The organism is Mesorhizobium sp. M0938, assembly GCF_040319125.1.
GTDB lineage: Bacteria > Pseudomonadota > Alphaproteobacteria > Rhizobiales > Rhizobiaceae > Mesorhizobium > Mesorhizobium robiniae.
Genome location: NZ_JAMYNS010000031.1, coordinates 19,157 through 41,989, shown reverse-complemented (window position 1 = coordinate 41,989; position 22,833 = coordinate 19,157). Strand labels below are relative to the sequence as shown.

The window sequence follows — 22,833 nt, the reverse complement described above, 5'->3', positions numbered from 1 at the left end:
AAGGCTCTTCCGGTCGCGTTCCTTGCGCTCGGTGTCGACCAAGCGCCCCAAAACAACCCGCAAGTAGGAGCAAGCTACGGTAAACACGCGGAAAATCGGCGTTTATGGACGGACACTAATTAGAAGAAGTCGATAGTCGACGATGATCTCGCAGCTGTAAGGGAACGCACGAACTTTCAACCGGCTGTTCCGATAGAGGAAACGAGCAGGCGCATTTCGATCATTGCGGACTTAAGCTAACAGGAGGTCGTATTTCAGACGCTCCATCAAGAGCCGTTCCGAGCGGATCGAATAGAAGGCGTGCAGCAGCATCGCCCTGAGCAGCTTTTCCGGTGGGATCGATGGTCGACCGATCGGCGAATACAGTGCAGCGAACTCGCGCTCCAGCGCCGACAGCGCCTCATTCACGATCGCCCGAATGCGGCACAGCGGATGATCGCGTCGCACCCGCGCTTCAAGGTCCACATAGCTGAACAACCCCTGACCGCTCGTCTCCACCGCGCACGATAAACTCCCACCTCTTGGTGGTCAGAGTGAATCACGAACCCGGGGCTGTCGCGAGCCCTTTTTCAACAGATGGGGTGATTGGGATCAGCCCCGAGCTGAAATGAGGCGGCTGCTCCTGTCGGGATGTGAGAACGTGGTCGATGTAGATCGCCACAAACATCAGGAAGGAGCAGCCATGAAGTATTTTGCCGGACTGGACGTGTCTTTGGAAGAGACCGCGATTTGCGTGGTTGACGAAGCCGGGCGGATCGTGAAGGAGGCGCGTGCGGCGAGCGAGCCGCAGGCGTTGAGCGAAGCGCTGCGGAAAGTCGATCTGCCGCTGGAGCGGATCGGGCTGGAAGCGTGTTCGCTGACGGCCTGGCTTCATGAAGGGATGTGCGCCGATGGCCTGCCCGCCATCTGCATCGAGACCCGGCAGGCCAATGCGGCGATGAAGACGATGCCGAACAAGACGGATCGGAATGACGCCCGCGCGCTGGCGCAGATCATGCGCACCGGCTGGTATCGACAGGTGCATGTGAAGAGCCGGCAGTGCCGTCTCTGGCGTTCCCTCCTCGTCGCCCGCCGCACGGTGCTGAACGAAATGCGTACCATCGAGAACGTGGTCCGGGCGATCCTGCGGGAGGCCGGCATCAAGCTGGGCACGCCGTCGCGAACCGCCTTCGCCGGTCGTGTGCGCGAGTTGGCCGGCACAGATCCGGTTGTCATGCCGCTGGTCGAGCCACTGCTGACGATCCTCGCCACAATGCTCGGAGAGTTCGCCCGCCTGACGAAGCAGGTCCTCGGTCTCGTTCGCAAGGAAGAGGTCTGTCGGCGGCTGATGAGCGTTCCCGGCGTCGGACCCATCACCGCGCTCGCCTTCCGGGCCACGATCGACCGGCCGGAGCGGTTCAGCCGTTCGAGGAATGTCGGCGCGCATCTGGGCCTGACCCCGGCGCGCTACCAGTCCGGTGAGACCGACATCCAGGGCAAAGTCAGCCGCTGCGGCGACGAGCTTGCCCGTACTGCCCTCTACGAAGCGGCCCACACACTGCTTGTGCGCAGTAAAAAGTGGTCGAGCCTGCGCGCGTGGGGCATGAACGTCGCCAAGCGGCGCGGTATGGCGCGGGCCCGGGTCGCGGTTGCCCGCAAACTCGCCGTCATCCTGCATCACATGTGGGTTGATGCGACAGAATTCCGCTACGGCAAGGAGCCCGGTCCCGTGTCGGCATGAAATGGACAACGGACAAATGAAGAAGGAGCGGTTTCGCCCAGAAGGGTGATCCGGATCGTTCCCGTGGGACGATGGGCAAGGCGATCTCGCTAGCAGGCACGATCCTGGGGCGAACTCTCCCAAGGTCGTTCAACAGATTGAGACGCCTCGCTCTACTGACCCCATCATGCGGCGGCCCTGCGCCGACCGCGAAGAGAAGCGAGTGACCCACGGAGCGACATCGTCCGGAAAAGAAAGCAGGAGGAGCTTGACCTCAAACCCCAATCAGAGAAGCCTGCTAGGCTAGCAGTCGCTCAAGGCACGCTGGCCAAGCCAGGTTCTTTCGATCCATTTCTTGAAATCCTCCGAAAACGGGGGGCGCTGCACGAGGCGTATCGACCATTTGAAAAATTCGGATCCGCCACGATCTCTCGGACCGAAGATGTCCGCGCGCTCGAGGCACTCGACCATGTCGAGCGACGCATCGAGCATGGGGAATTGTCGGCACTGCAGGCGATCGACATCCTGCTGTCGGAAGAACTGCCGCTGCGCGAGAACAGCCGCATGACTCTCGTAGCAAACGACGATCCCGCGATCGATCAGGGCCGATGTTCCCAGCCGTTACGGCGATTTTCGCGCAACCGAAGTCTGCGACGTGCTCGAGGTTCCACGATGCCGGTGGTGACGCTGTGCAAATCAATCATCGGCCAGATGCACTAACTCAGCCTTAGAGACCGTTTTGAAAATCGGCTGGCTATGGGTTCCGTCTGAGGCTTGGTTATGATTCAAGCTGTTGATGTGGACAGAGCAGAGCCGTGGGCGGATGGCCCAGATTGCCAAGAAGACCAAGCGCTACCCGTCTGATTTGACGGACGAAGAGTGGGAGCAGTTCGCACCGCTGATGGCCAAGCCTGGGCGTCGCGGCCGTCCGCGCGAGGTTGATTTCCGGGAGGTGGTCAACGCCGTGCGCTACCTGGTCCGCTCCGGTTGCGGTTGGCGGATGCTGCCGATCCATTTCGGCCCCTGGCACAGCCAGGCAAGCTCGACCATCGTCGTTCGCAGCCGCGGATTGCCTGCCTTCGACACGCCTTGTTCGTGATCGATCGTGCCGCTCTTCCATGGGGAAGGTGCCAGTCCCGCGTAGGCGGCCACCTGCCTGCGGTTGTTAAATGCCGGAACAGCCCTTCCGCATGGAGGATTGTCGCGAATTCCGGCCCGATACCCTTCAGCTTGAGCAACATCGCCGCCGGCGTCGAGGCGTCCACCGCCATGGCAGCGAGCAGCGCGTCGCGCTCGGCCTCCACCGCCTTGATCTGGCCGAGCAGCAATTCGAGACGGTCAAGCTCGCGGCCGATCTGGGCCTTCATGCGGGCCGGCAGGGCGCGGCCATCGCCGGTCCGCAGTTCTTCCAGGCGATCACGCCGGTCGCGGCGCAAAGGCTCGTAGTCGCGGATGCCCTGGCGGAAGAGCAGGCCTTTGATGCGGTTGACGTGCTCGACCCGTTCGGCGACCAGCACCTTGCGCTCGCGGTTGGTCCGGCGGCGATCCTCATTCTCGGGCGTCGGCACCCGGACCATCGAGCAGACGCGCGGCTCACCCCGCTTGACGGCCAGCAGGGCGCGGATCAGCGCCTCGCCATCGAGCCGATCCGTCTTGGCGCGACGGTGGCGGCGCGACACCGCGATCGATGCCGCATCGACGATGTGACTTTCGATCCAGTCCTCGCGGTTCAGCACCCGGTCGATCCAGAAGCCGTCCAGCCCCGCCTCCTGGATCACCACCAACGGATAAAGCGTGCCGGTGCGCGCCTCGGCCTTGCTGCGCAGCCCGGTGAGGCAAACGAGCAGCCCGGCACTGTCGCCGCCGGCGACCATGTGGCGCTACATCTTCTCGCTGCCCGGTACAATCGAGGTGACTAGCCAGGTCGATCTGGACAGCTCCAGCGAGACGAAGATTGCGCCAAGATCCACGCGGACAGCGGCTTGTAGCTCGGATTGATCGGCGGTCGAAAGATGCATGAAGGGCCTCCAAAGAGCGAGTTGCGATGGCCCACTCTGCCAGAGTGCGGGCCACGATCCACTCCCCATGGGATCTGCCGCCATTGTGACCGTACCGGCATCAACACGCCGGTCGTGACCGCGCCGATGCCCGCACAACCCTTGCCGGGCAGCATCGCCACGGCCGCTGGCCTTCGCGCTCGTTACAAATACGTCGACGGCACGCCGCTCTACCGCCTGGCGCAGGCCTTCGAGCGCGCGGGTGTTCCTGTCAGCCGTGGCGCTCTGGGCCACTGGGTGATCGGCTCGAGCGAAAAGCATCTCTCCCGCATCTATGACGCCCTGAAGCTGCGGCTCAGATCGCAGCCCCTCATCCATGGCGACGAGACGACTGTTCAGGTCCTGAAAGAAAAGGATCAGAGGCCGCCAGGCATCCGCTAGCGCTTGCACAGCAATGAACGTTAGGCTCTGGAGATTTAGGTCGCTTCCGATGGCCGAGACAATGCTCACCTTCTTTGTGACAATTCAGCCGTCGGAAAGCTTTCCTCTAGAGCCTGGACAGCGGGCGCGATTACCTCGGGTGCCGCAGAGAGATAATGCGTGATGGTATTTGCGTTTGATGCCTTAGTGACGACGCGGACGTCATAGCCTTTCAACTTCTTGAGAATCTCCGCATCATATTCGTTCACACCCACCATATCCTGCTCGAAAAACTCTAGGGCGTACACTCCTCTGAGGCCGGTGATAATCTCTGCCTGCGGTGTGTTAGAGACGTAGCCGCGCGTAATGACGGTTCCTTCGTCCCCAGGTTCGAAGGTATTCTTGAAATGAAGAGGTATATTCGCATGGCGCAGCTCCTTGGCTGCAGCCGGATGTATCGCCTCCACTTCGAGGTTAGAGAGATGATCGGCGACATCATAGTTGGTGTGGCCGATGGTGCGGACCCGTTCAATGCCGACAATCTTGGGGTCAGCTGTCGAAAGATGGTACTCCTTGTGGATTATTGCCTCCCTGGCGCCTGTGAGTACGGCGATCCGGGCGAATGTAAGCTCGGTGTAGCCACGGCCATAAATCTGCACCAGGCCACCTGGGCATCGGCTGTAGCCCGTGATGATCGGCAACTGCTTGCCGAGGTCGATCGCGGATAGCGCCGTCTCGATTCGCGCGTCAAGGCTCATTTCAGTTTCGTCAAGCCAGCCCGTGATGTCCACGAAGATTGCCTCCACGCCAAGTGTCCTGAGGAGCAGTGCCGTGTTGTGGGAACTGTGGGCTTCGCCCTGCGCGGCGAGAACCTCGCGCACCGTATCCAAGTGCTCTTCGAGCCTGAAGGGGCCATATGAACAAAGCCGCTGCAGATCCAATAGGCAGCTACGCACTCCTTCAATGCGGTCGCGAACAAAATCATCGGCGACGCGCCATCCGGCGAGCGGCCGAAGACTTCCGCATTGATCCTCCTCATCTCACGACGGACCTCTGCGATCGCTTCGACCAAAGCCGATCTTGATCTGTCGCCCGCAAAACGCGCATAGGCGCCGGGCTTGCCAGTTTTCTTGTACTCGAGGAGCAGATCGGTCATTCCACTATAAGCGGATATGACGAATATCCGGTTGTAGAGTCCGCTCCCCTTGCGTCCTCCGACTAGGACGTTCTCGAGTACGGCAGCGGTGTTGGAGATCGACGTGCCTCCAATCTTCTCGACAGAGTGGGCGCTAGGCTCGCGGTTAGGCAGGAGATTCAGCTCAAAAATCCTTTTCGGCGAGGTGGGTTGGTCAGTTGACAACCTGCAGCACCAGCAAGCCGCCCATAGCCGCTATTTCGCGGCAAGACGTCTTGCATGCGAGCTGACGCCCACACACTCTTCTCCTTCTGACGTCGCTCGCAGCGCTGCCATGCCCTGCGAAGGTTCTCCGAAACGCCAGGATGGGCGGTAGATCGAATCCACGCGTCGTCGTACTTTCCTGGTCTGAGGATGTGCTAGCGCAGGGGAAGCCACGACCTCTGGCATGACGAGCGACTGCGGAGAGGCGGAGGAGCCGAATACTCTCCATGTCCGACGCTCATTAACCTTCTCTGTGTAGCGACATCAGATCGCCTCAGAGTCGAGAGGATACGCGCCGGTCTCATCGTACACCTCGCTGCCGGCCAACGGAGGGACGAAGACGCAGGTGCTTATCGAACGCGTAAATGATGTTCGGTCGCACGACATGGACCTCATCCGCTTGGGAACCCTCGATAGAGCCCGTTCCCGAGATGCAGTAGATCGCCTCAAGGTGGTTCCCATAATGCATCTTGAGCCGGGCGTCCGAATAAATCCTAGTGATATGCCCATCCCATCGTTCTTGAGGAGCAACCGCACGCTTTCCCAACTCGTCGTCTCGACCCGCCGGGCTGTCAGTTTCTCCTCATTGAAATCCCTGACGATCATCATCACCTCAAGCTCCCGAGTTCACTGGGCTGCCGATCACGCTGTCGATAGCGTGATCGAGGATGTCGAGGCCTTGGCGAAGCTGATTCTCCCCAACGACGAGGGGTGGCAGGCATTTCACGACCTCGTCTTTGGGACCGGCGGTCTCGACGATGAGGCCCCTCTGGAATGCGGTCCTGACGACTTCACCGGCAATCTCGCCGGACTTCAGATCTATGCCCCGCATCATGCCACGACCCTTAGCTGACACGCGGCTTGGGTCGTATTTCTGCGCGATCTGATCAAGGCGGCTTTTAAGCAGATTGCCTTTCTCCTCGACGGACGCTGCAAAGCTGTCCGTTCGCCAGAAGTGCTCCAGGGCTGCCCGGGCGGTCACGAAAGCATGGCAATTCCCGCGGAACGTCCCGTTGTGCTCTCCCGGTTCCCACTTGTCGAGTTGTCGATCAATTAGGACGAGGGCCATAGGCAGGCCATAACCCGATATCGATTTGGCCATTGTGACGATGTCCGGTCGGAGACCGGCCGCCTCGAAGCTGAAGAACGCATCGGTCCGGCCAACACCCGCCTGAATGTCGTCTACGATCAGCAGAGCTCCGTGTTTGCGCGCAATGGCCGCCACCTTGCGCAGCCACTCCGTCCCGGCGACATTGAGGCCGCCTTCGCCCTGAACTGTCTCGACAATAACCGCCGCCGGGGCGTCCACGCCGCTGGAGGGATCCGAGAGCAGGCGGTCAAGGTAGTCAGCGGTGTCCACACTGGACCCAAGATAGCCGTCATAGGGTAGCCGCGTCACGCCGCCAAGAAGCTGGCCAGCGGCTGCGCGGTGATATCGGTTGCCGGTGCAGGAGAGAGCGCCAAGGCTCACGCCATGAAAGCCGTTGGTGAAGGCTATGATGTTGGGCCGACCAGTGATCTTGCGAGCTAACTTGAGGGCAGCCTCGACCGCGTTGGCGCCGGTCGGACCGGGAAACTGCACGACGTAGTCTAGTTGTCGCGGCCTAAGGATCGTCTCGTGGAATTCTCGCAGAAAAGACTCCTTAGCTTCGTTATATAGATCAAGGCCATGCGTGATGCCGTCGCCCGCAATGTAGTCTGCGAGCGCGGACTTCAGCTCAGGGGGGTTGTGCCCATAGTTTAAACTTGAGCAGCCCATGAGAAAGTCGAGATAGGCCGTCCCATCTCGCGCAAACAGCTGAGCCCCTCGAGCCCTCGCGAAAACGACGGGAAAGCTGCGGGCGTAGCTGCGAACTTCAGACTCAAGATGGTTGAAGATCGCGAATTCCTCCTCGCGATCCGGTGCACTTGGGTCAGTCATCGTTGCCTCCCTATTTGGGTATTGGTAGGTAGACCGGCGGGAATGCCTGCAAATGCGGTTCGTGGTCGAACCCAGGAGCTTGCCGGATTGGCGCGCCCAGGTCCTGAGCCACAGCTGCGAAGAACAACTTGGACGAACACCAGTGCCGCCTCGCGTCGCGTTTCACGAAGAGGACTTCTCAAAAGTCATGCCAATTGCGCCTTGGGAGCCTTAGAATATTCTTCTGAGTTTTGTTCAATGATTTGAACCGGAGTGCAGCAGGAAACCAAGGCGAAACAATGTGTCGCGGATCCAACAAACACGACAATGGTGTCGGTTGCCCGGCATTTTCTCAGGCATGGCGGGTCGTGCCCCGCTGAGTGGTGTAACTCGGCGGTGACGAAGCCGCTCGCGAGCGCGCCCTCAACAGCGCTGAAGCGAGCGAGCGTCGTAGCGGCGGTCATCGATGTTCCCGGTAGGGTCGGGTTGCTGACACCAACCTGATTCGAAGGAACCATCGATGACCGACGACATGATGAACCTGCGGACACTCGTGGAGAAGACCCCCGACGCCGATATCTTGCGCGAGATGATCGGCTTTGCCGCCGAGCGGCTGATGGAGCCGGAGGTGGGCGCCGCCACCGGCGCTGGCTATGGCGAGAAGAACCCGCTGCGCATGGCTCAGCGCAACGGCTACCGCGACAGAGACTGGGAGACGCGGGCCGGCACCGTCGAGCTGCGCATCCCCAAGCTCAGGAAGGGCTCCTATTTTCCCGGTTTCCTCGAACCGCGCCGCATGGCCGAGAAGGCGCTGACCGCCGTCATCCAGGAGGCCTATATTCAAGGCATCTCGACCCGTTCGGTCGACGACCTGGTCAAGGCGATGGGGATGAGCGGCGTCTCCAAGAGCCAGGTGAGCCGGCTGTGCGAAGAGATTGACGGCAAGGTGAAGGCCTTCCTCGACAGACCCATCGAGGGCGACTGGCCGTACCTGTGGATCGATGCCACCTACCTCAAGGTGCGCCGCGGCGGACGCATCGTGTCGGTCGCCGTCATCATCGCCGTCGGCGTCAACAGTGACGGCCGGCGCGAGGTGCTGGACATGGAGATCAGCACCTCGGAGGCCGAGCCGATCTGGACGGAGTTCCTGCGCAAGCTGACTCGGCGTGGCCTGCGCGGCGTCAAGCTTGTCGTCTCCGACGCCCATGAGGGCATCAAGGCGGCGGTCTCGAAGGTGCTGTGCGCCACCTGGCTGCGCTGCCGCATCCACTTCATGAGGAACGTGCTGGCCCATGCCGGCAAGAGCGGCCGCCCTGTCGTCTCCGCCTTCAGCGCCACCGCGTTTGCCCAGGAGACGGCCGAAGCCGCAAGCGGCAATGGCGCGCCGTGGCCGACCAGATCCGGCCCAAAGGTGCCGAAGCTCGCCACCATCATAGACGAGGCCGAGCACGACGTGCTCGCGTACATGACGTTCCCGAAAGAGCACCGCGTCAAGATTCACAGCACGAACCCGATCGAACGTCTCAACGGCGAGATCAAGCGCCGAACCGACGTCGTCGGCATCTTCCCCAATGACGATGCCATTGTCCATCTCGTCGGCGCGTTGCTTGAACAGAATGATGAATGGGCCGTGCAGCGGGCGCGCTACATGACTCTTGTGTGGATGCCAGCCGTTTTGCAAGGAAGATTTTGAACCTTTGAACGCGTGATCGAGTGCGGTCTTGTGTCAGGCCTTGATTTGTGGCCATGACGAGCCGCGGGCCGGTATGGTGATAGCGGATCAGGTCCAAATCTAGCCGGTCAAGACCGAAATCCAGCACGCCGCCGAACTTGGCCTCGTCGCCGCGCAGGGACGCGGAAAGGTTGAAGACATCATCGCCGCAGTCGAGGCTGACGTCGACGATAGCCTGCCGACTTTGGCAAAGGCAGCCTTGAGACCGCTCGTCGCGCAATTGCGCACAAACGGAAAAGCGATTGCCGAGCTCGACGCCGAGATCAAGGCTTGGCACACGCAGAACGAAATGAGCCGGCGACTGGCGACGATCCCCGGGATAGGTGTGCTGACCGCATCCGCTAGGTGCGAACGACGTGAAGCGGCTGGTGGGGATTGGCTTCGACCCGCGTGGGTTGGCCGTTCACCACAACGGTGATCTCGATATTTCCTGGGCCGCTGCCATGATTATCGCCCTTACCCGAATCCGTGGACATTGTCCTACTCCTGTGGCTTGCCAACGGGCCCTAAGGCGCTAGTGCCGACCTATTGGTGAGCGGACTGGCGGTCTTTGATCGTCCACTCGGCGCCCCGGACCGCGAGTACGGGAAAGACAGGGATAAGCTACCGAATTGGTGCTAATTTCTTTTTATGCGTGACTTGAGCCGCAAGTAAAGGGGCCGGAATATCTCTTCACAACAATAATGACTAGAGCAATGCAAAAATATTGGCGACATTGATGTGCCAGAAGGCGGTCTTTTTCCGCTCTAGCTGGATACGACAAGGCCTGGGACGCTCCAGCTTGTTCCATCTGAGAAGTGGCTGCGCGATCTGCGTGGGGCGAACGCAGCATGGCGTCGAAGATGTTCGATGAAAAACTGCCATCGTTCGACGAGGTCCTTGTCGCACTGTATTTAAAGGGGTTCTGCCTCAATCTTGCATTTTTAGGGCCATAGCCAACTCCGGGCGAGGGTCCCCCTGAACCGGCCTCGCGCTCCCCACCCATCCCCTCTGCGAAGACAAGTTTCGATTTATCGGCCAGTTTATCCTTGAAACACTGTTGAAGATAACACGGAGTAATCGACTCAAACTGCGATGAGACCGATATCACCGACGATTGTGATTTTAGTTCCGAAAGGCTTTGAAAGACTTTGCAGCCGTTCGAGAATGGACTTCGATTGCTGAGAACTTGCAAGGCTCGGTATTCCGCGTTTTGCCAATCGTTTGGAATGTCCCAGCTCCACAGGGTACAGCCGGAGTTCCTTGAGCTGGTTGCGTTCAAACCTCGTAACCGTGATAATGCTCTCGTAGAAGACCGGATCCGTAAAACCGGGAGCTGTGTCGTATCCACTTGTCATCTCGGCGACCGTCACCTCGGCGTCAGTATGAAGCCGTGGATCCTTCCCATAAGTCTCAAACATGTCGATACCCATTGGAGTTCGAAGGTCATCGATCATGAAGTTGGCGAGGCTGTAGAAAATGGGCCTGCCATTATAGACTTCAATGCCGCGAAGTTGATGAGGTCCATGAGCTACATAGGCGTCGGCGCCGGCATCAATCGCAGAGCGTGCGAATGCCTGTTCATAGTCTGCAGGCTGCTGGCTCCAATTGCCTGGCTCATGCCCGTGGTTCGCGAGAATGCAGAAATCGGAGTATTGCTTACCACGGCGAACATTCCGCAGAATGGTCTCGACATCCTTCGGGTTCGGCGCGTAGCTAAAGCCCGGAGTGCTGCCGGCAATATATGTCGTCTCGGCCAAAATGACTTTGTCGAGGTGCTGCTGGGACAGCTTGTAGCCTGGCAGAGCGTCCCGTACCCGCCTCAAATCCTCCAACATCGTTTGAGGTACGACCACATTTCTGGTGAGACGCAGGGGGTTTATGCCTGGCCTTCCCGGAGCCTCCGCTGCCGGATCGGCTGCCCTCGACTGAGGCGTAAATGTTGCAGCGCATGACACAAGGCCGACTCGACCACGGGGTGTTTCAAGGAAGCGTGCGGCGGCCGCTTGTGACAGATTCTCGCCAGCGCCCGCGTGGACTATGCCGTTCTTGTCGAGGGTCTCTATGGTTTCTCGCATGCCCTCGATCCCCCAATCGAAGGTATGATTGTTCGCATAGCTGACGATGTTGAATCCCATCTCCTTTAGGTCGGGACCGAGCGTTGGCAGGCTTGCGTGATAAGCGCCACCAAATTCCGCCTGTGGACTGCCCCTGAAGGATCGAATATCGAAGATATTCGTCTCCATGTTTCCCAACGTTGCGTCTGCATTGCGCAGAATTTCAATGACCTTATCAAATCCTGGGTGTCCGCCTTTCGTCAGCGGTCTTGTAACGATGAGGTCGCCGACGGCGACCATCGTGAAACCGTCATCCACGCTCGTTTCCAAAGACCCGACCAAGTCATAACTGTTTAAATGTTCTTCAGCCTGTGTCGTCACGATAGATCCTTTGAGAGAAAGAGTGTCAGAACGGACGCAACCTGCGCTCGCGTTTGCCTATAGAGAAAACGGCGTTTTGCCGTTCAAGCGACCCGCTTCCGGCTGATGGTTGTTCAGCCTCTTCCAAAGATGCTTGAAACGTCGGCACGCTCAATTAAACCCCAACCGATCGCCGCAATTCCGCATTCTAAGCGACCATCTCGCGGAAATTACCTATCGTTCGTCGTGATGTGAGAGATTTTCGCACACGCACCCCCGCGCGGGGTATTGGGGGACAGAGCGCGAAGCTGCTCCGGATCGCTCCTGAGAACCGGCGCGATGCGGAGCGGTTTTGCAGGATCGGGTAGCCATCATCGATGTCAGTGCGACGAGTTTCGCGAATCGGCGCGCAGCGGAAACTGAGATCGCGCAAAGGCTTGGCCATATAGATATTGTCCCATATTTGTGAACTGACCCCAAAAAGTTCGATGTTTGCGTGGCGGCCGGCTTCGACGAGATGGATGAAGTCACCGGCGATGGTTCCGCGGAATTGCTCGACGACGGCTCGATCGAGATCACATTCGCATACCACAACGGCGACGAAGCCATCCTCAAGGCAATACGACAGTATGCCTACCCATTGCTAGACGCGGTGCCGCGACTTCAGAGGCAAACGCGGCCTCAGGCAAAAAAGATGGCCGAGACAGCATCCGAACCTTTCGGTCGGTTGCCAATTCTACTAAGGGTCCACGAAACCGTTTGGCAAAGCCACTCTGTGGCAAAATGCGACATAATTCGCCCAATACCCTGGAAACGGCGCGGGGGCGCCGCGCTACTACGATGAAATACGCGGAATAAACGCACGTGCTCTCAATATAGTGATACCCATTCAAGCATTCAGGGAACAAACGTCGACTATGAGCAAATTCGCTGATGGTACGCTCAGCATCGCCTTTACTCCCAAAACTAGAGGCGATGGCCGCACTGTCGTGCATACTCACCGCGGTGCGGCACCTTCTCCAAACATGAGACTTGCATGGTTTCTCAGCTGACAACAGAACGGCTCGGCTCGGCGCTCGACAGCGCCGAGCGGGACGCCATCATCGAGCTTCGCCAGGCGATGCATCGGGAGCCGGAACTCTCCAACTGTGAGTGGAAAACGCAAGCTCGAATTCGAGAGATCCTTGACCGCCACGGGCTGAGCGGGTCCGTCCCTTTCCACAATACCGGCCTTTACGTGGATATCCACGGCCAGGCGAACGGCTTGTCGCGGTCAATCGCCGTTCGAGGCGACATTGACGCCTTACCTATCCAGGAGACGCGCGACGACGTCCCTTTCCGTTCACAAGTTCCAGGCGTCATGCACGCATGCGGCCATGACATCCACGCCTCGGTGGCGCTAGGAACAGCGTTGGCTTTGCACCGCCAGCGGAACCGTTTTTCCGGCAGGGTCCGAGTCTTCTTCCACCCAGCCGAGGAAGCGGAGCCGGTTGGAGGGCGCTCGGTCACGAGCGAAAACCTGCTCGGTGGTTTCGACCACGCTATTGGGATCCATATAAACCCTAACCTCCCGGTCGGTGTCTTCAACGCCCTGCCCGGTGCGGTGAGCAAGTCAGCGGACCAGTTCTTAATCACATTCATCGGCCAGATGGCGCACGGGGCCATGCCGCACAAGGGGGTCGATGCCATCGCCATTGCCGCCGCGTTTATCTGTGAAGTTCAGAAGGTCGTGTCACGCGAGTTCCCAGCCCGGGACGCAACGGTCATCACGATCGGCAAGATAAAGGGTGGAGAAGCGGCGAACATCATTTGTCCCGAGGTGACTGTAGAAGGCACGATCCGGACGCGGACGCGCGACCGAAGGCAAATTATCAACAAGAGGGTGGCAGAGCTGGCACACGGGCTGGCTGCACTTCACCACGGCCGAGCCCGCGTCGACCAGATCAGTGGAGAGCCTGCCGTAGTCAACCATCCTGGGCTCGTCGCGCGTTTTCAGAAAATCGTTGTGGAGGCAGAGGGCCAGACCGCACTGTCGACTGACCAGCAGGAAGAAGTCAGCGACGATTTTGGCTATTATTCGGAGAGGGTGCCTTCGATTTACTTCTGGTTCGGCAGCCGCGAGCCCGGCAATGAGTCGTTTCTGCACACACCGACCTTCGGCGCATCGGACAACCTTCTGGCTCCAACCACAGACGCGGTGGTCCGTCTTTGTTTGGACGTACTGGCAGACGATCCCACCACCGGTTAGAAGTCGCGAGGAGCACTTTTCCGCTACGTCAGGGGCATCTTTTGAGTACTGAAGACATCGATGATTACGACAGAAAAATCCTCGCGATCATCCAGCTGGAGGCCGAGCTTCCAGCGTCGACGATCGCCGAAGAGGTGAACCTGTCCGCCTCGGCGGTCCAGCGTCGCATCAAGCGCTTGAAGGACTTGGGGGTGATAGTCGCCACGGTTGCCGTGGTCGACGGCAAGAAAGTCGGCCGTCCGCTAGTGTTCCTGGCTGCCATCGAGGTTGAACGAGAACGCAAGGATTTGCTCGGCCAGCTTAAGAAATGGCTGCTGGGGGAGAGCTATGTCCAGCAGGCATTCTACACCACAGGAGCATCCGACCTGACCGTGGTTATCACAGCGAAAGATGTCGAGGAGTACGACCACATCACCCAAATGATGGTTGAGATGAACCCGAATATCAAACGCATCAACACAAGTGTCTGTCTGCAGCTCTACAAACGCGGAAGTGTAATCCCCACAGACTGACCGGAAGGCCGCCCACGCTTTTTTTGCAGCGACAAGGTTGGACGCGAAACTATCCGCAGAAACGGTGTCTGCCCGCCAGGCGCAAGCCGTAGGCCAAGTCCACGAACTTTCGGCGAGGGACGGCGCCTGATAGCCGCAACACCTGCCCTTTCGTCGCGGCCAAGGCTTTAACTCCGCGCGAAATATGCGGAATATCCGCGTGGAGGGCCCGCTAAATTTCGTCACGGTATATGCAGGAGGGCGCGCGAGTTGCAGCGGCCCTTCATTCAATCACAGGGTTCCATGACACATTTCCCATTCTTGCGCCCCCGCGCTACAGCAGCCCGTCACCATGAGATAGTTATTCTGGGAGGCGGCATAGCTGGCGCGAGCGTTGCGTATCATCTCGCGAAGCTGGGCAAGAAAGATGTTGCGATCTTGGAGCGGAACACGCTGACTTCAGGCACCACTTGGCATGCGGCTGGCCTGATCATGCAGACACGTGGCACACATTCGCTGACCGAAATTGCGAAATACAATGCTGAGCTTTATGACGCCCTTGAAGCCGAAACAGGCCAGGCTACCGGGCTGAAGCGCAACGGCACACTCGGCGTCGCCCGGACCAAGGATCGTCTCCACGAGACCGCCCGCAACGCGTCGGTCGCCAAGAGCTTTGGACTTGAAGCCCATATGATCTCCCCGGCGGAGGCCAAGGCGCTTTATCCGGCAATCGACGCTTCAATCATCGAGGGCGCGGTGTTCATCCCCCGGGACGGGCAGACAAACCCGATCGACACGTGCATGGCGCTGGCGGCGGGAGCGAAGCAGAATGGGGCCCGCATCTTTGAGAACCAAGAGGTAAAGGACCTTTGGCGGACGCCGGACGGTCTCTACCAGCTCCAGACCGACGATGGGGTCATCGAGGCGGAAACCTTGGTTTTGGCTTGCGGGCTCTGGACACGGGACCTGGCAGCGCGGTTGGGCGCACGCGTCCCCCTGTACGCGGCCGAGCATTTCTACGTGGTCACCGAACCTATGGACTTCATCCGGCCGACGCTTCCAGTCCTGCGCGATACCGATGGTCACGTCTACCTAAAGGAAGACGCAGGCAAGCTCCTGATCGGCGCCTTTGAACCTTGGGGCAAGCCTGTCGCGATGGAACGCCTACCGAAGGGGACGGCTTTTATTGAACTCTGGGAGGATTGGGATCATTTCGAGTTGCCGATGACAAAGGCAATCGAGATCCTTCCCGATCTTGCCAATGCCGGAATTGCGAAGTTTTTCAATGGACCGGAGAGCTTTACGCCTGACCTGTTGTTCATGATCGGTGAGGTCCCGGGACTGAAAAACCTATACGTTTCGGCCGGTTACAACTCTGAAGGTATCGAGTATGGCGCCGGGGCTGGCAGGGCGTTGGCCGAATGGATCGTCGCCAAATCCCCGCAGATGGACATTAGCTTCGTCGACGTGGCTCGGTTCCACCCATTCCAGATCAACAAGCGTTACCTGCATGATCGCACCGCCGAGGTGCTCGGCCTTCACTACAAGATGCATTGGCCCAGTCATCAGCGGGAAACCTCGCGCGGGGTCCGCAAGAGCGCCCTCCATGATCGTTGGGCGAAACTTGGCGCGAGTTTTGGTGAGGGCATGGGCTGGGAGCGTCCAATGTGGTTTGCCGGAGAAGGCCAGCCCATAGAGAATGTCTATTCGTATGAGGAACCTAACTGGTTCAAGCACACCGCTGAAGAATGCCGTGCCGCGCGTACCGATGCGGTGCTGTTCGACCAGAGTTCTTTCGGCAAGCACCTTGTCCAAGGCCGGGATGCCTGCCGCTTTCTCCAATGGCTCTGCGCCGGCAATGTCGACGTTGCAGTTGGCAAGCTCGTCTATACGCACATGCTCAACAAGAAGGGTGGCATCGAAACCGACGTCACCGTCAATCGGCTTTCGGACACCGAATACCTCATCATTTCATCAGCCACCGTCCATCCACGCGACACCGCCTGGATCCGCAAGCATATCACCAGCGAATGGAGCGTGACGCTCACGGACGTCACCTCGGCTTATGCAGTGCTGTCGCTCCAAGGGCCAAAATCCCGCGAAATACTGTCCAAGGTCACGGATATAGACCTTATGAACGAGGCCTTTCCGTTCGCGACGAGCCAGGAAATCGATGTCGGTTATGCGAGAGTTATCGCCAACAGGCTGACTTATATCGGAGAACTGGGCTGGGAGCTCCATGTTCCCACAGAGATGGCCCAGCATGTTTTCGATGTCCTGTGGGCGGCAGGAGCTGGGCACGGGTTACGCGCTGCTGGCTATCATGCGCTCGAGCACCTCCGCTCCGAGCGAGCCTATCGCGAGTATGAACTGGACCTTACCCCGGTGGACACCTTGCTCGAAGCCGGGCTCGGATTTACCATCGACTGGTCGAAGGCCGGTGGATTCCAAGGCAAGGATGCCACAGAAGCCCAAAAGGCAGCCGGGACACCGCGTAAGCGGCTCTTGTCGTTCAAGCTGCGGGATCCAAAGCCCCTGCTCTTCCGCGAGGAGCTCATTCGCTACAATGGCGGCATTGTCGGCTACATTTCCTCTGGGGTCCGGAGCTTTACCTTGGGCTCTTCGATAGGACTCGGCTACGTTAACCACGCCGATGGCGTCAGTCGGGAGTGGATCGACTCGGGAAGCTGGCAGATCGAAGTTGCTGGCAAGCTTTATGATGCAGACGTCTCGCTCCAGGCCTTTTTCGATCCGAAGGGCCTCAGAACCAAGGTATGACGGGCTCGAGGCTCTCAGAGAGGCTTAGAGAGGCTTAGAGAGGCTTAGAGAGGCTTAGAGAGGCTTAAGACGAAAGTAAGCAGACGTCTGTTCAGCCTCTGTCTAGGTCTCAGATTTTCCCTACAGGCTTTTTCTTCAGCAGTCGGCCTCACGGCTTGCCAACGAAGTGCTCGAATCGGAGATTTACGATTGGCGAATTGTGTCTGACGACGGACACCCTGTGAGATCGAGTAGCGGGCTTACGATCTCCGTCGATGCGTCGCTCAAGGAGGAACGCGGCCTTCGTGGCAAAATGGGCTTTTTCCCCTCGGTCGCTGTAATTTGCAGGGGTAGCTACCCCCTTCCCGTAAATCGAGCCGTGCATGGCTGGTTGCGGGGATGCCGGGCTGGAAAACGTCTCTGGTTGGAATCGCGAGCGGGGTTCTTCAGCATCGCCCAGACCGGTCTGGCGGATGGACGATGATGTGCAGTGCACTGGGAACAGTTCCCTTCATTCGTCGAAGATTTCCAAGTGTTGCAGCGGTTCAATCTGCTTATGAGATCGACGGAGACACGTGAGGCTTGCTGGAAGCCTTCCTTGGCGGGTCATTGCACGACAGACAAAGATAAAATGGAGAAATCCGCAGAAAATGCCCGGTTCGCAGGAAAACGCCTAGATGGCCTGGAATTGCGCCGCCACCAACCGCTCGCGCGGTTAGTTTGATGTAAAATCGAAAACTGACGGAGTTACACATGAAAGGTTCAGCAACCGGCGCACTAAGGGGGCTCAAACGGCAGGACCTTCTGCAAAAATACGCCTATATTGCTTGGCTCTCCAGGGCTGAGACACTCGCGGTGCTGGACCCGACTACTGACGAGGAACTGGCTCTGGTGGCAGCCTGTGACACCTCTGACGTGGACAACGCAGTCAACTTTGCGAAAACCGCTTTTCTGCGTTGGCGCGATGTACTTCCTGTGGAACGGGGCGCACACCTGCGGAAATGGGCCGCTGGGATGCGTGAGAATGCGGAAGACTTTGCCGCGATCATGACCGCCGAGCAAGGCAAACCCTTGGCCGAGGCGCGAGGTGAAATTTCATATGCCGCTAGCTTTCTTGATTGGTTTGCAGCGGAGGGCGAGCGGGCATATGGCGAGACCATTCCGAGCCATCTTGCCGGAAGCCAGTTGGTCGTGCGGATGCAACCGATTGGAGTGACCGTCGCAATCACGCCATGGAATTTCCCGTCGGCAATGATCACAAGAAAAGCTGGGGCCGCGCTAGCTGCAGGCTGTACCATGATCGTCAAGCCCGCCCCGGAAACACCCTTGTCAGCTCTGGCGCTGGCTGTCTTGCCGAGGAGGCAGGAGTGCCAGCCGGCGTGTTTCAAGTGATCACGGGAGAGGCTCCCCTGCTTTCAAAACAGCTGTTGGATCATAGCGATGTGCGGGCATTCTCCTTCACGGGCTCGACCGAGGTTGGTCGTATGCTGCTCGAGCAATCGGCAAAAACCCTCAAGAAGGCTTCACTTGAACTTGGCGGCAATGTTGGGGCGGGACGTGTATAGCTGGCAGGTCATTTCAGATGACGGCAACCTGCGGCCTCAAGTTATGGGTTATTGGTTTGCGCCGATTCTTCGTTATTATTCGAACGTGAAAAAGCTCGTCGATCGATCTCACCACCGGCTGTCGTGGTTGTCGGCGACCGCAATGCTCCTAGTCCGCACAAACAGCTTGATGCCTGGCTACGAGAGTGTTGGAACCGTCGCGGCAGCCCCGTAGGGATAGGTAGCGGTACGATTGTGCTTGCTCGGGCGGGACTTGCAGAAGGGCGGCGTTGTGCGGTTCACTGGGAGCAATTTCCTATGTTCTCTGAACGGCCGAGTGTGCTAGCCGCTCAAACCGCTTTCGAGCGGTACGGGCAATTACACACTTGCGCCGGGGGCGACGCCCCCTTCGACATGTTTCTCGGCATGGTTGATCAGCATCATGGGACGACAGCCGTCAACCGTATTTGCGAAAAGGCTATCGCGTGCAGGACCCGTGCAGCGGGTGACCGCCAACGTCTGCCCCTTCATTCTCGAGTGCAACTCAACCATCAGGCGGTCATCAAGGTAATTGAACAGATGGAGGCAAATCTCACGGAGCCGTTGCTACTGGACGACTTAGTAGGATCGGCCGGCCTTTCCCGCCGACAAATCGAGCGGCTGTTTAGGCGGAACTTGGATGTTCTCCGAGCCGCTATTATTTGGATCTTCGTTTGGAACGTGCGCACCTGCTGCTGATCAGTTCAGCCTTCCGGTCGTTGAGATCGCGATGGCGTGCGGCTTTGTTTCCGCATCGCATTTCTCAAAAGCGTACCGGAGCGCGCCGGAGCTCTCACCCAGGATTTCGGGTCGACGAGCAGGCGCTGTCGATCGGGGTTGCCGACCTATGTTCCTGCCCAGTTTTCTTGATGCTGCTCACCTGGTGTTCGACAACCCTGGAACCCGTCTCTCTGAAACTCCATGAATTACGTCGAAGACGAACTCAATTTCCTTTTGCTGCTAAAGGCCACCCTTATGGGCGAGGGCTTGAAAGGACGAAAATGCTGAACAACAGTCTTTCCCATGGGCTTTGGGAGCGGAGTGCACCAGACGCCCCGCAGACGAGCATCCTCAGATATGCCCATAAGCGAGATGTGGCCGTGGTTGGCGGCGGATACACGGGTCTCTCGACGGCACTGCACTTGGCGCAAGCCGGTGTAAAGGTCAGCGTCCTTGAGGCGGTGGAAATTGGCTTTGGCGCCTCGGGGCGCAACGCTGGCTTGGTTAATGCCGGCTTATGGATGAAGCCCGAGGATGTGAAATCAAGTTTAGGCGCACCTTTTGGTGAAAAGGTCTTGCAGCTTCTCAGCGACGGGCCTGCCGAGGTGTGGTCTCTGATCGACAAGCACGCCATCGACTGCCAGCCTGTGAGGAACGGGACGCTTCATTGCGCGGTCGGCGAAACAGGACTAGATGAACTCCGGGAACGCGAGCGGCAGTGGCAGGAACGGGGCGCCCCCGTGAATCTCCTCAACGTACAGGAGACCGCGACACGCATTGGTACGGGCGCCTATTCAGGATCGCTTCTTGATTTGCGCGCCGGAACTATCCAACCACTCGGTTATGCGCGAGGACTTGCTCGCGCGGCTATCTCCGCAGGAGCCAAAATATACCATTCAAGTGGGGTTGCCGGAATCGAGCGATCAAACAGCAAGTGGGCAGTACACACAGCAGGAGGCTCGGTAGAGGCCGACTGGGTCGTAGTTGCAACGGATGCTTATACAAAATCTCCCTGGAAAGAGCTCAGGCATGAGCAGATACATATTCCTTATTTCAATGTCGCAACCCGGCCGCTTCCGGACAAACTACAGAAGTCCATTCTCCCCAACCGCGAGGGCTGCTGGGACACTAAGAAAATCTTGAGTTCGTTTCGGCTGGATCGCGACGGACGGTTAATTTTCGGCAGTATCGGCGCGCTCGGGGGTACGGGTTCCAGGATTCACCGATCATGGGCTAAGCGCGCCATTCACAAGCTTTTCCCGCAAATTTTGGACCTCGAACTGGAGTTCGAGTGGTATGGAGCGATTGGAACAACTAGCAACCACCTGCCTCGTTTTCACCGCTTCGCACCAAATGTAGTCAGCATCTGCGGCTATAATGGCCGTGGAATTTCGCCAGCGACGGTCTTTGGACGTGTTCTGGCCGACCATATTCTCGGGAATGTCGGAGACGCGGATCTGCCACTTCCTGTCACTACCCCGGAAACCACGGCTTTCCGCACGCTCAAGGAAAACTACTATGAGGTGGGTGCCCAATTGGCACACTTCGTCGACGCTCGGTTCTGAGACGACACGGTTGTGGCCTTGCGCGCGGTAGCAATCTTTAGCCACCTTCCGGGCCGATCCTCGCCCCCTGGCCGCATCTGGAGCCCCATTCCCGACGGTATCCCGCACGCGCACAATGGCGCTCGGCCATCTGCTTTTATGCACCTACGGCGCCCCCAAAAGCCAAACCCCTGCGTTGATGGGCCGCCATTCGTGTAGATCGGTCCATTGAATACGCTACAATTGTGCGCCATCATACAAAGTAACAAGGACTTCCAAAGGCGCACCCGCCCGTCAGCGATCTCCGGCTGGGCGTTCAATTTTTTGCTGAGAGTCACTCACATTAGGCCCCTGGGGGTTCTGTGAATCGGCCCTTTAATTGCGGGTGGTTGTCAATCCGAGTTTCGCTCTGTCATCGCCGGGCTCATGGTCCTTTCCGAGGTCGAATGCCTCATGATGATGTTCGGGTTGGGCGCCTCAACGTGTGCAACGAAGTTCGAAGTCGACGTCAGCCGATCCAACGAGGTCACCACAACCACCGTCCCGGCGGGTACATCACGGGTTCCGGAAACAGGCCCGCGATTGGGATCGAGCGCGGATCTGTCAGGCCATCTTTTCGCCGCCCCACTCAAAGCTGGTGCCGTCAACCCAGAGGCAGTGGAGCAGAACCGCGATCTTGCGAGCAACCGCCACTTTCGCCTTTTTCATACCGATCCGCTTTGACAGACGAAGGCCCCACGCCTTCAACGAAGACCATTTCTTCGTTCGATGCATGAGTACGCTTGCCGCCTCGTAGAGATAGGTTCGCAAGAGGCGATCTCCCCAATGAGATACGCGGCCGTTGATATCTGTTTCCCCAGATTGTTTTCGCCGCGGTGTCAGACCAAGGTAGGCGCCGACGTCACTGGCCGAGGAAAAGCGCGAAGGATCATCGATCGTGTGGCGGTAGGTCAACGCCGTCAAGACGCCGACGCCAGGAACCGTCATGAGCCGGCGCGTGGTGTCATCCTCACGAGCTGCGAGCTGCGGATTCCAGGGAATGACCGGACGGGATTCCGATCAAAATCCGGACGGCATTCCGATTTGAAGCCGGACAGCATTCCGATCAATTACGGGACGGTTTTTCCGTCCTGACGATGCCCTTGGGTCAGCAACCTTGGCATGAACCTCCTCTGTATTCACGAGGGGACTTTCATGCCGTCAAAGAGAAGGCTGACCATGCGACACATACGACAGATGCTGCGGCTCTCTGCCGGCGGGACAAGCGTACGCGAGATCGCGGTGATGCTCGGGATCGCCCGAAGCACGGTGCAAGATAATCTGGATCGGGCAAAGGCTGCTGGGTTGATCTGGCCGCTGCCAGGAGAACTGACGGACGATGCTCTGGCGCATCGGCTTTTCAGCAGGGCTGGCCTCAAGCAGGGGCAGCGGCGACGTGAAGAGCCGAGCTGGGCTGAACTTTCCATCGAGATCAAGAAGCCCGGCGTGACGCTGCTGATCCTCTGGGAGGAATATCGCAGCGTCCATCCCGATGGTTATGGCTACAGTCGTTTCTATGAGCTATTCTGCGGCTTCGAGCAGCGCCTTTCGCCGACGATGTGCCAGGAGCATGCTGCCGGGGACAAGGTCTTCGTGGACTATTCCGGCAAGAAGGTGCCGATCGTCGATCGCAAGACCGGCGAAGTCCGCGAGGCGGAGTTGTTCTTCGGCGTTCTCGGCGCGTCAAGCTACACATTCGCCGAGGCGACCTGGACCCAGACATTGCCGGACTGGATCGGTTCGCATGGGCGGATGTTCGCCTTCTTCGGCGGCGTGCCCCGCCTGATAGTCTGCGATTTTGTTCCCGGGAACAAAATCGAGCTTTTGTGTCCAACGCCATTATGTGGCGAACGGAGTTAAAACCCGCATTTGCGAACCTTATCGTTGCACTAGTGGCAACATAACGGA

The 22,833-nt window shown here is 58.7% G+C and carries 12 protein-coding genes and 8 pseudogenes; 11 read left to right on the top strand and 9 right to left on the bottom strand.

All coding sequences use genetic code 11. From position 1 onward, the window contains the following. Positions 1-240: 240 nt before the first annotated feature. Positions 241-505, bottom strand: a pseudogene (locus NKH73_RS31200) (transposase); the annotation flags it as partial. 177 nt (positions 506-682) lie between these two features. Here NKH73_RS31200 and NKH73_RS31195 point away from each other — a divergent pair. The 3 genes and pseudogenes from NKH73_RS31195 to NKH73_RS31185 all read left to right on the top strand — a co-directional run. Then, positions 683-1,720 (top strand): IS110 family RNA-guided transposase, encoded by a 1,038-nt coding sequence (locus tag NKH73_RS31195; protein WP_352939058.1) that lies wholly within the window; start codon positions 683-685, stop codon positions 1,718-1,720. A 389-nt stretch (positions 1,721-2,109) separates the two neighbouring features. Next, positions 2,110-2,266 (top strand): annotated as a pseudogene (locus NKH73_RS32670) (AAA family ATPase); the annotation flags it as partial. Positions 2,267-2,495: 229 nt separating this feature from the next. Continuing rightward, positions 2,496-2,732, top strand: a pseudogene (locus NKH73_RS31185) (transposase); the annotation flags it as partial. Here NKH73_RS31185 and NKH73_RS31180 read toward each other — a convergent pair. Next, positions 2,729-3,717 (bottom strand): annotated as a pseudogene (locus tag NKH73_RS31180) (IS110 family RNA-guided transposase); the annotation flags it as partial. The pseudogenes NKH73_RS31185 and NKH73_RS31180 sit on opposite strands and share 4 nt — an antisense overlap. 75 nt (positions 3,718-3,792) lie before the next feature. Between NKH73_RS31180 and NKH73_RS31175 the strand changes: the two are divergent. Then, positions 3,793-4,116: pseudogene (locus NKH73_RS31175) on the top strand (IS66 family transposase); the annotation flags it as partial. 86 nt (positions 4,117-4,202) lie between these two features. Here the strand turns inward: NKH73_RS31175 and NKH73_RS31170 are convergent. The 4 genes and pseudogenes from NKH73_RS31170 to NKH73_RS31155 form a co-directional block, all read right to left on the bottom strand. Beyond that, positions 4,203-5,006 carry an amino acid kinase family protein gene (locus NKH73_RS31170; protein WP_352939050.1) on the bottom strand — a complete coding sequence of 268 codons (804 nt, stop codon included), beginning with the start codon at positions 5,004-5,006 and terminating at the stop codon, positions 4,203-4,205. A gap of 810 nt (positions 5,007-5,816) precedes the next feature. Next, positions 5,817-6,121: pseudogene (locus tag NKH73_RS31165) on the bottom strand (ectoine synthase). Between the two features lie 7 nt (positions 6,122-6,128). Then, on the bottom strand, positions 6,129-7,436 hold the full coding sequence (ectB, locus tag NKH73_RS31160; RefSeq protein WP_352939047.1) for a diaminobutyrate--2-oxoglutarate transaminase: 1,308 nt from the start codon (positions 7,434-7,436) through the stop codon (positions 6,129-6,131). Positions 7,437-7,621: 185 nt separating this feature from the next. Then, positions 7,622-7,879, bottom strand: a complete 258-nt coding sequence (locus tag NKH73_RS31155; protein WP_352939044.1) for a hypothetical protein — start codon at positions 7,877-7,879, stop codon at positions 7,622-7,624. Positions 7,880-7,935: 56 nt separating this feature from the next. Here NKH73_RS31155 and NKH73_RS31150 point away from each other — a divergent pair, with 56 nt between their 5' ends. After that, positions 7,936-9,108, top strand: coding sequence for an IS256 family transposase (locus NKH73_RS31150; RefSeq protein ID WP_352939041.1), 1,173 nt, complete (start codon positions 7,936-7,938; stop codon positions 9,106-9,108). Positions 9,109-9,488: 380 nt separating this feature from the next. Here the strand turns inward: NKH73_RS31150 and NKH73_RS31145 are convergent, their stop codons facing one another. Together NKH73_RS31145 and NKH73_RS31140 are read right to left on the bottom strand one after the other, a co-directional pair. Further along, positions 9,489-9,623: a DUF2604 domain-containing protein gene (locus NKH73_RS31145; RefSeq protein WP_352939038.1), complete on the bottom strand. Its 135-nt coding sequence runs from the start codon at positions 9,621-9,623 to the stop codon at positions 9,489-9,491. A 588-nt stretch (positions 9,624-10,211) separates the two neighbouring features. Continuing rightward, positions 10,212-11,564 carry a CapA family protein gene (locus tag NKH73_RS31140; protein WP_352939035.1) on the bottom strand — a complete coding sequence of 451 codons (1,353 nt, stop codon included), beginning with the start codon at positions 11,562-11,564 and terminating at the stop codon, positions 10,212-10,214. Positions 11,565-12,579: 1,015 nt separating this feature from the next. Here NKH73_RS31140 and NKH73_RS31135 point away from each other — a divergent pair. The 5 genes and pseudogenes from NKH73_RS31135 to NKH73_RS31115 all read left to right on the top strand — a co-directional run bounded on the left by NKH73_RS31135 (position 12,580) and on the right by NKH73_RS31115 (position 20,907). Continuing rightward, positions 12,580-13,791: a M20 family metallopeptidase gene (locus tag NKH73_RS31135; protein ID WP_352939032.1), complete on the top strand. Its 1,212-nt coding sequence runs from the start codon at positions 12,580-12,582 to the stop codon at positions 13,789-13,791. 41 nt (positions 13,792-13,832) lie between these two features. After that, entirely contained in the window at positions 13,833-14,303 is a 471-nt protein-coding gene (locus NKH73_RS31130; protein WP_352939029.1) for an Lrp/AsnC family transcriptional regulator, read from the top strand. Between the two features lie 249 nt (positions 14,304-14,552). Next, positions 14,553-17,060: a GcvT family protein gene (locus NKH73_RS31125; RefSeq protein ID WP_352939026.1), complete on the top strand. Its 2,508-nt coding sequence runs from the start codon at positions 14,553-14,555 to the stop codon at positions 17,058-17,060. A 732-nt stretch (positions 17,061-17,792) separates the two neighbouring features. Beyond that, positions 17,793-18,583 (top strand): annotated as a pseudogene (locus NKH73_RS31120) (aldehyde dehydrogenase family protein); the annotation flags it as partial. Between the two features lie 1,040 nt (positions 18,584-19,623). Continuing rightward, complete coding sequence (locus tag NKH73_RS31115; RefSeq protein ID WP_352939064.1) at positions 19,624-20,907, top strand: NAD(P)/FAD-dependent oxidoreductase; 1,284 nt, start codon at positions 19,624-19,626, stop codon at positions 20,905-20,907. 582 nt (positions 20,908-21,489) lie between these two features. Here the strand turns inward: NKH73_RS31115 and NKH73_RS31110 are convergent. Then, positions 21,490-21,885, bottom strand: a pseudogene (locus NKH73_RS31110) (transposase); the annotation flags it as partial. A gap of 162 nt (positions 21,886-22,047) precedes the next feature. Between NKH73_RS31110 and NKH73_RS31105 the strand changes: the two are divergent. Continuing rightward, a complete protein-coding gene (locus NKH73_RS31105; RefSeq protein ID WP_352939023.1) occupies positions 22,048-22,785 on the top strand; it encodes a helix-turn-helix domain-containing protein in 738 nt (245 codons plus the stop codon). Positions 22,786-22,833: the final 48 nt, after the last annotated feature.

Excerpts from the sequence above, each read along its gene's own strand:
- ectB (WP_352939047.1), bottom strand. The coding sequence starts at position 7,436 with ATGACTGACCCAAGTGCACCGGATCGCGAGGAGGAATTCGCGATCTTC.
- NKH73_RS31115 (WP_352939064.1), top strand. The coding sequence starts at position 19,624 with ATGCTGAACAACAGTCTTTCCCATGGGCTTTGGGAGCGGAGTGCACCA.
- NKH73_RS31105 (WP_352939023.1), top strand. The coding sequence starts at position 22,048 with ATGAACCTCCTCTGTATTCACGAGGGGACTTTCATGCCGTCAAAGAGA.
- NKH73_RS31155 (WP_352939044.1), bottom strand. The coding sequence starts at position 7,879 with ATGACCGCCGCTACGACGCTCGCTCGCTTCAGCGCTGTTGAGGGCGCG.
- NKH73_RS31145 (WP_352939038.1), bottom strand. The coding sequence starts at position 9,623 with ATGTCCACGGATTCGGGTAAGGGCGATAATCATGGCAGCGGCCCAGGA.
- NKH73_RS31135 (WP_352939032.1), top strand. The coding sequence starts at position 12,580 with ATGGTTTCTCAGCTGACAACAGAACGGCTCGGCTCGGCGCTCGACAGC.
- NKH73_RS31150 (WP_352939041.1), top strand. The coding sequence starts at position 7,936 with ATGACCGACGACATGATGAACCTGCGGACACTCGTGGAGAAGACCCCC.
- NKH73_RS31195 (WP_352939058.1), top strand. The coding sequence starts at position 683 with ATGAAGTATTTTGCCGGACTGGACGTGTCTTTGGAAGAGACCGCGATT.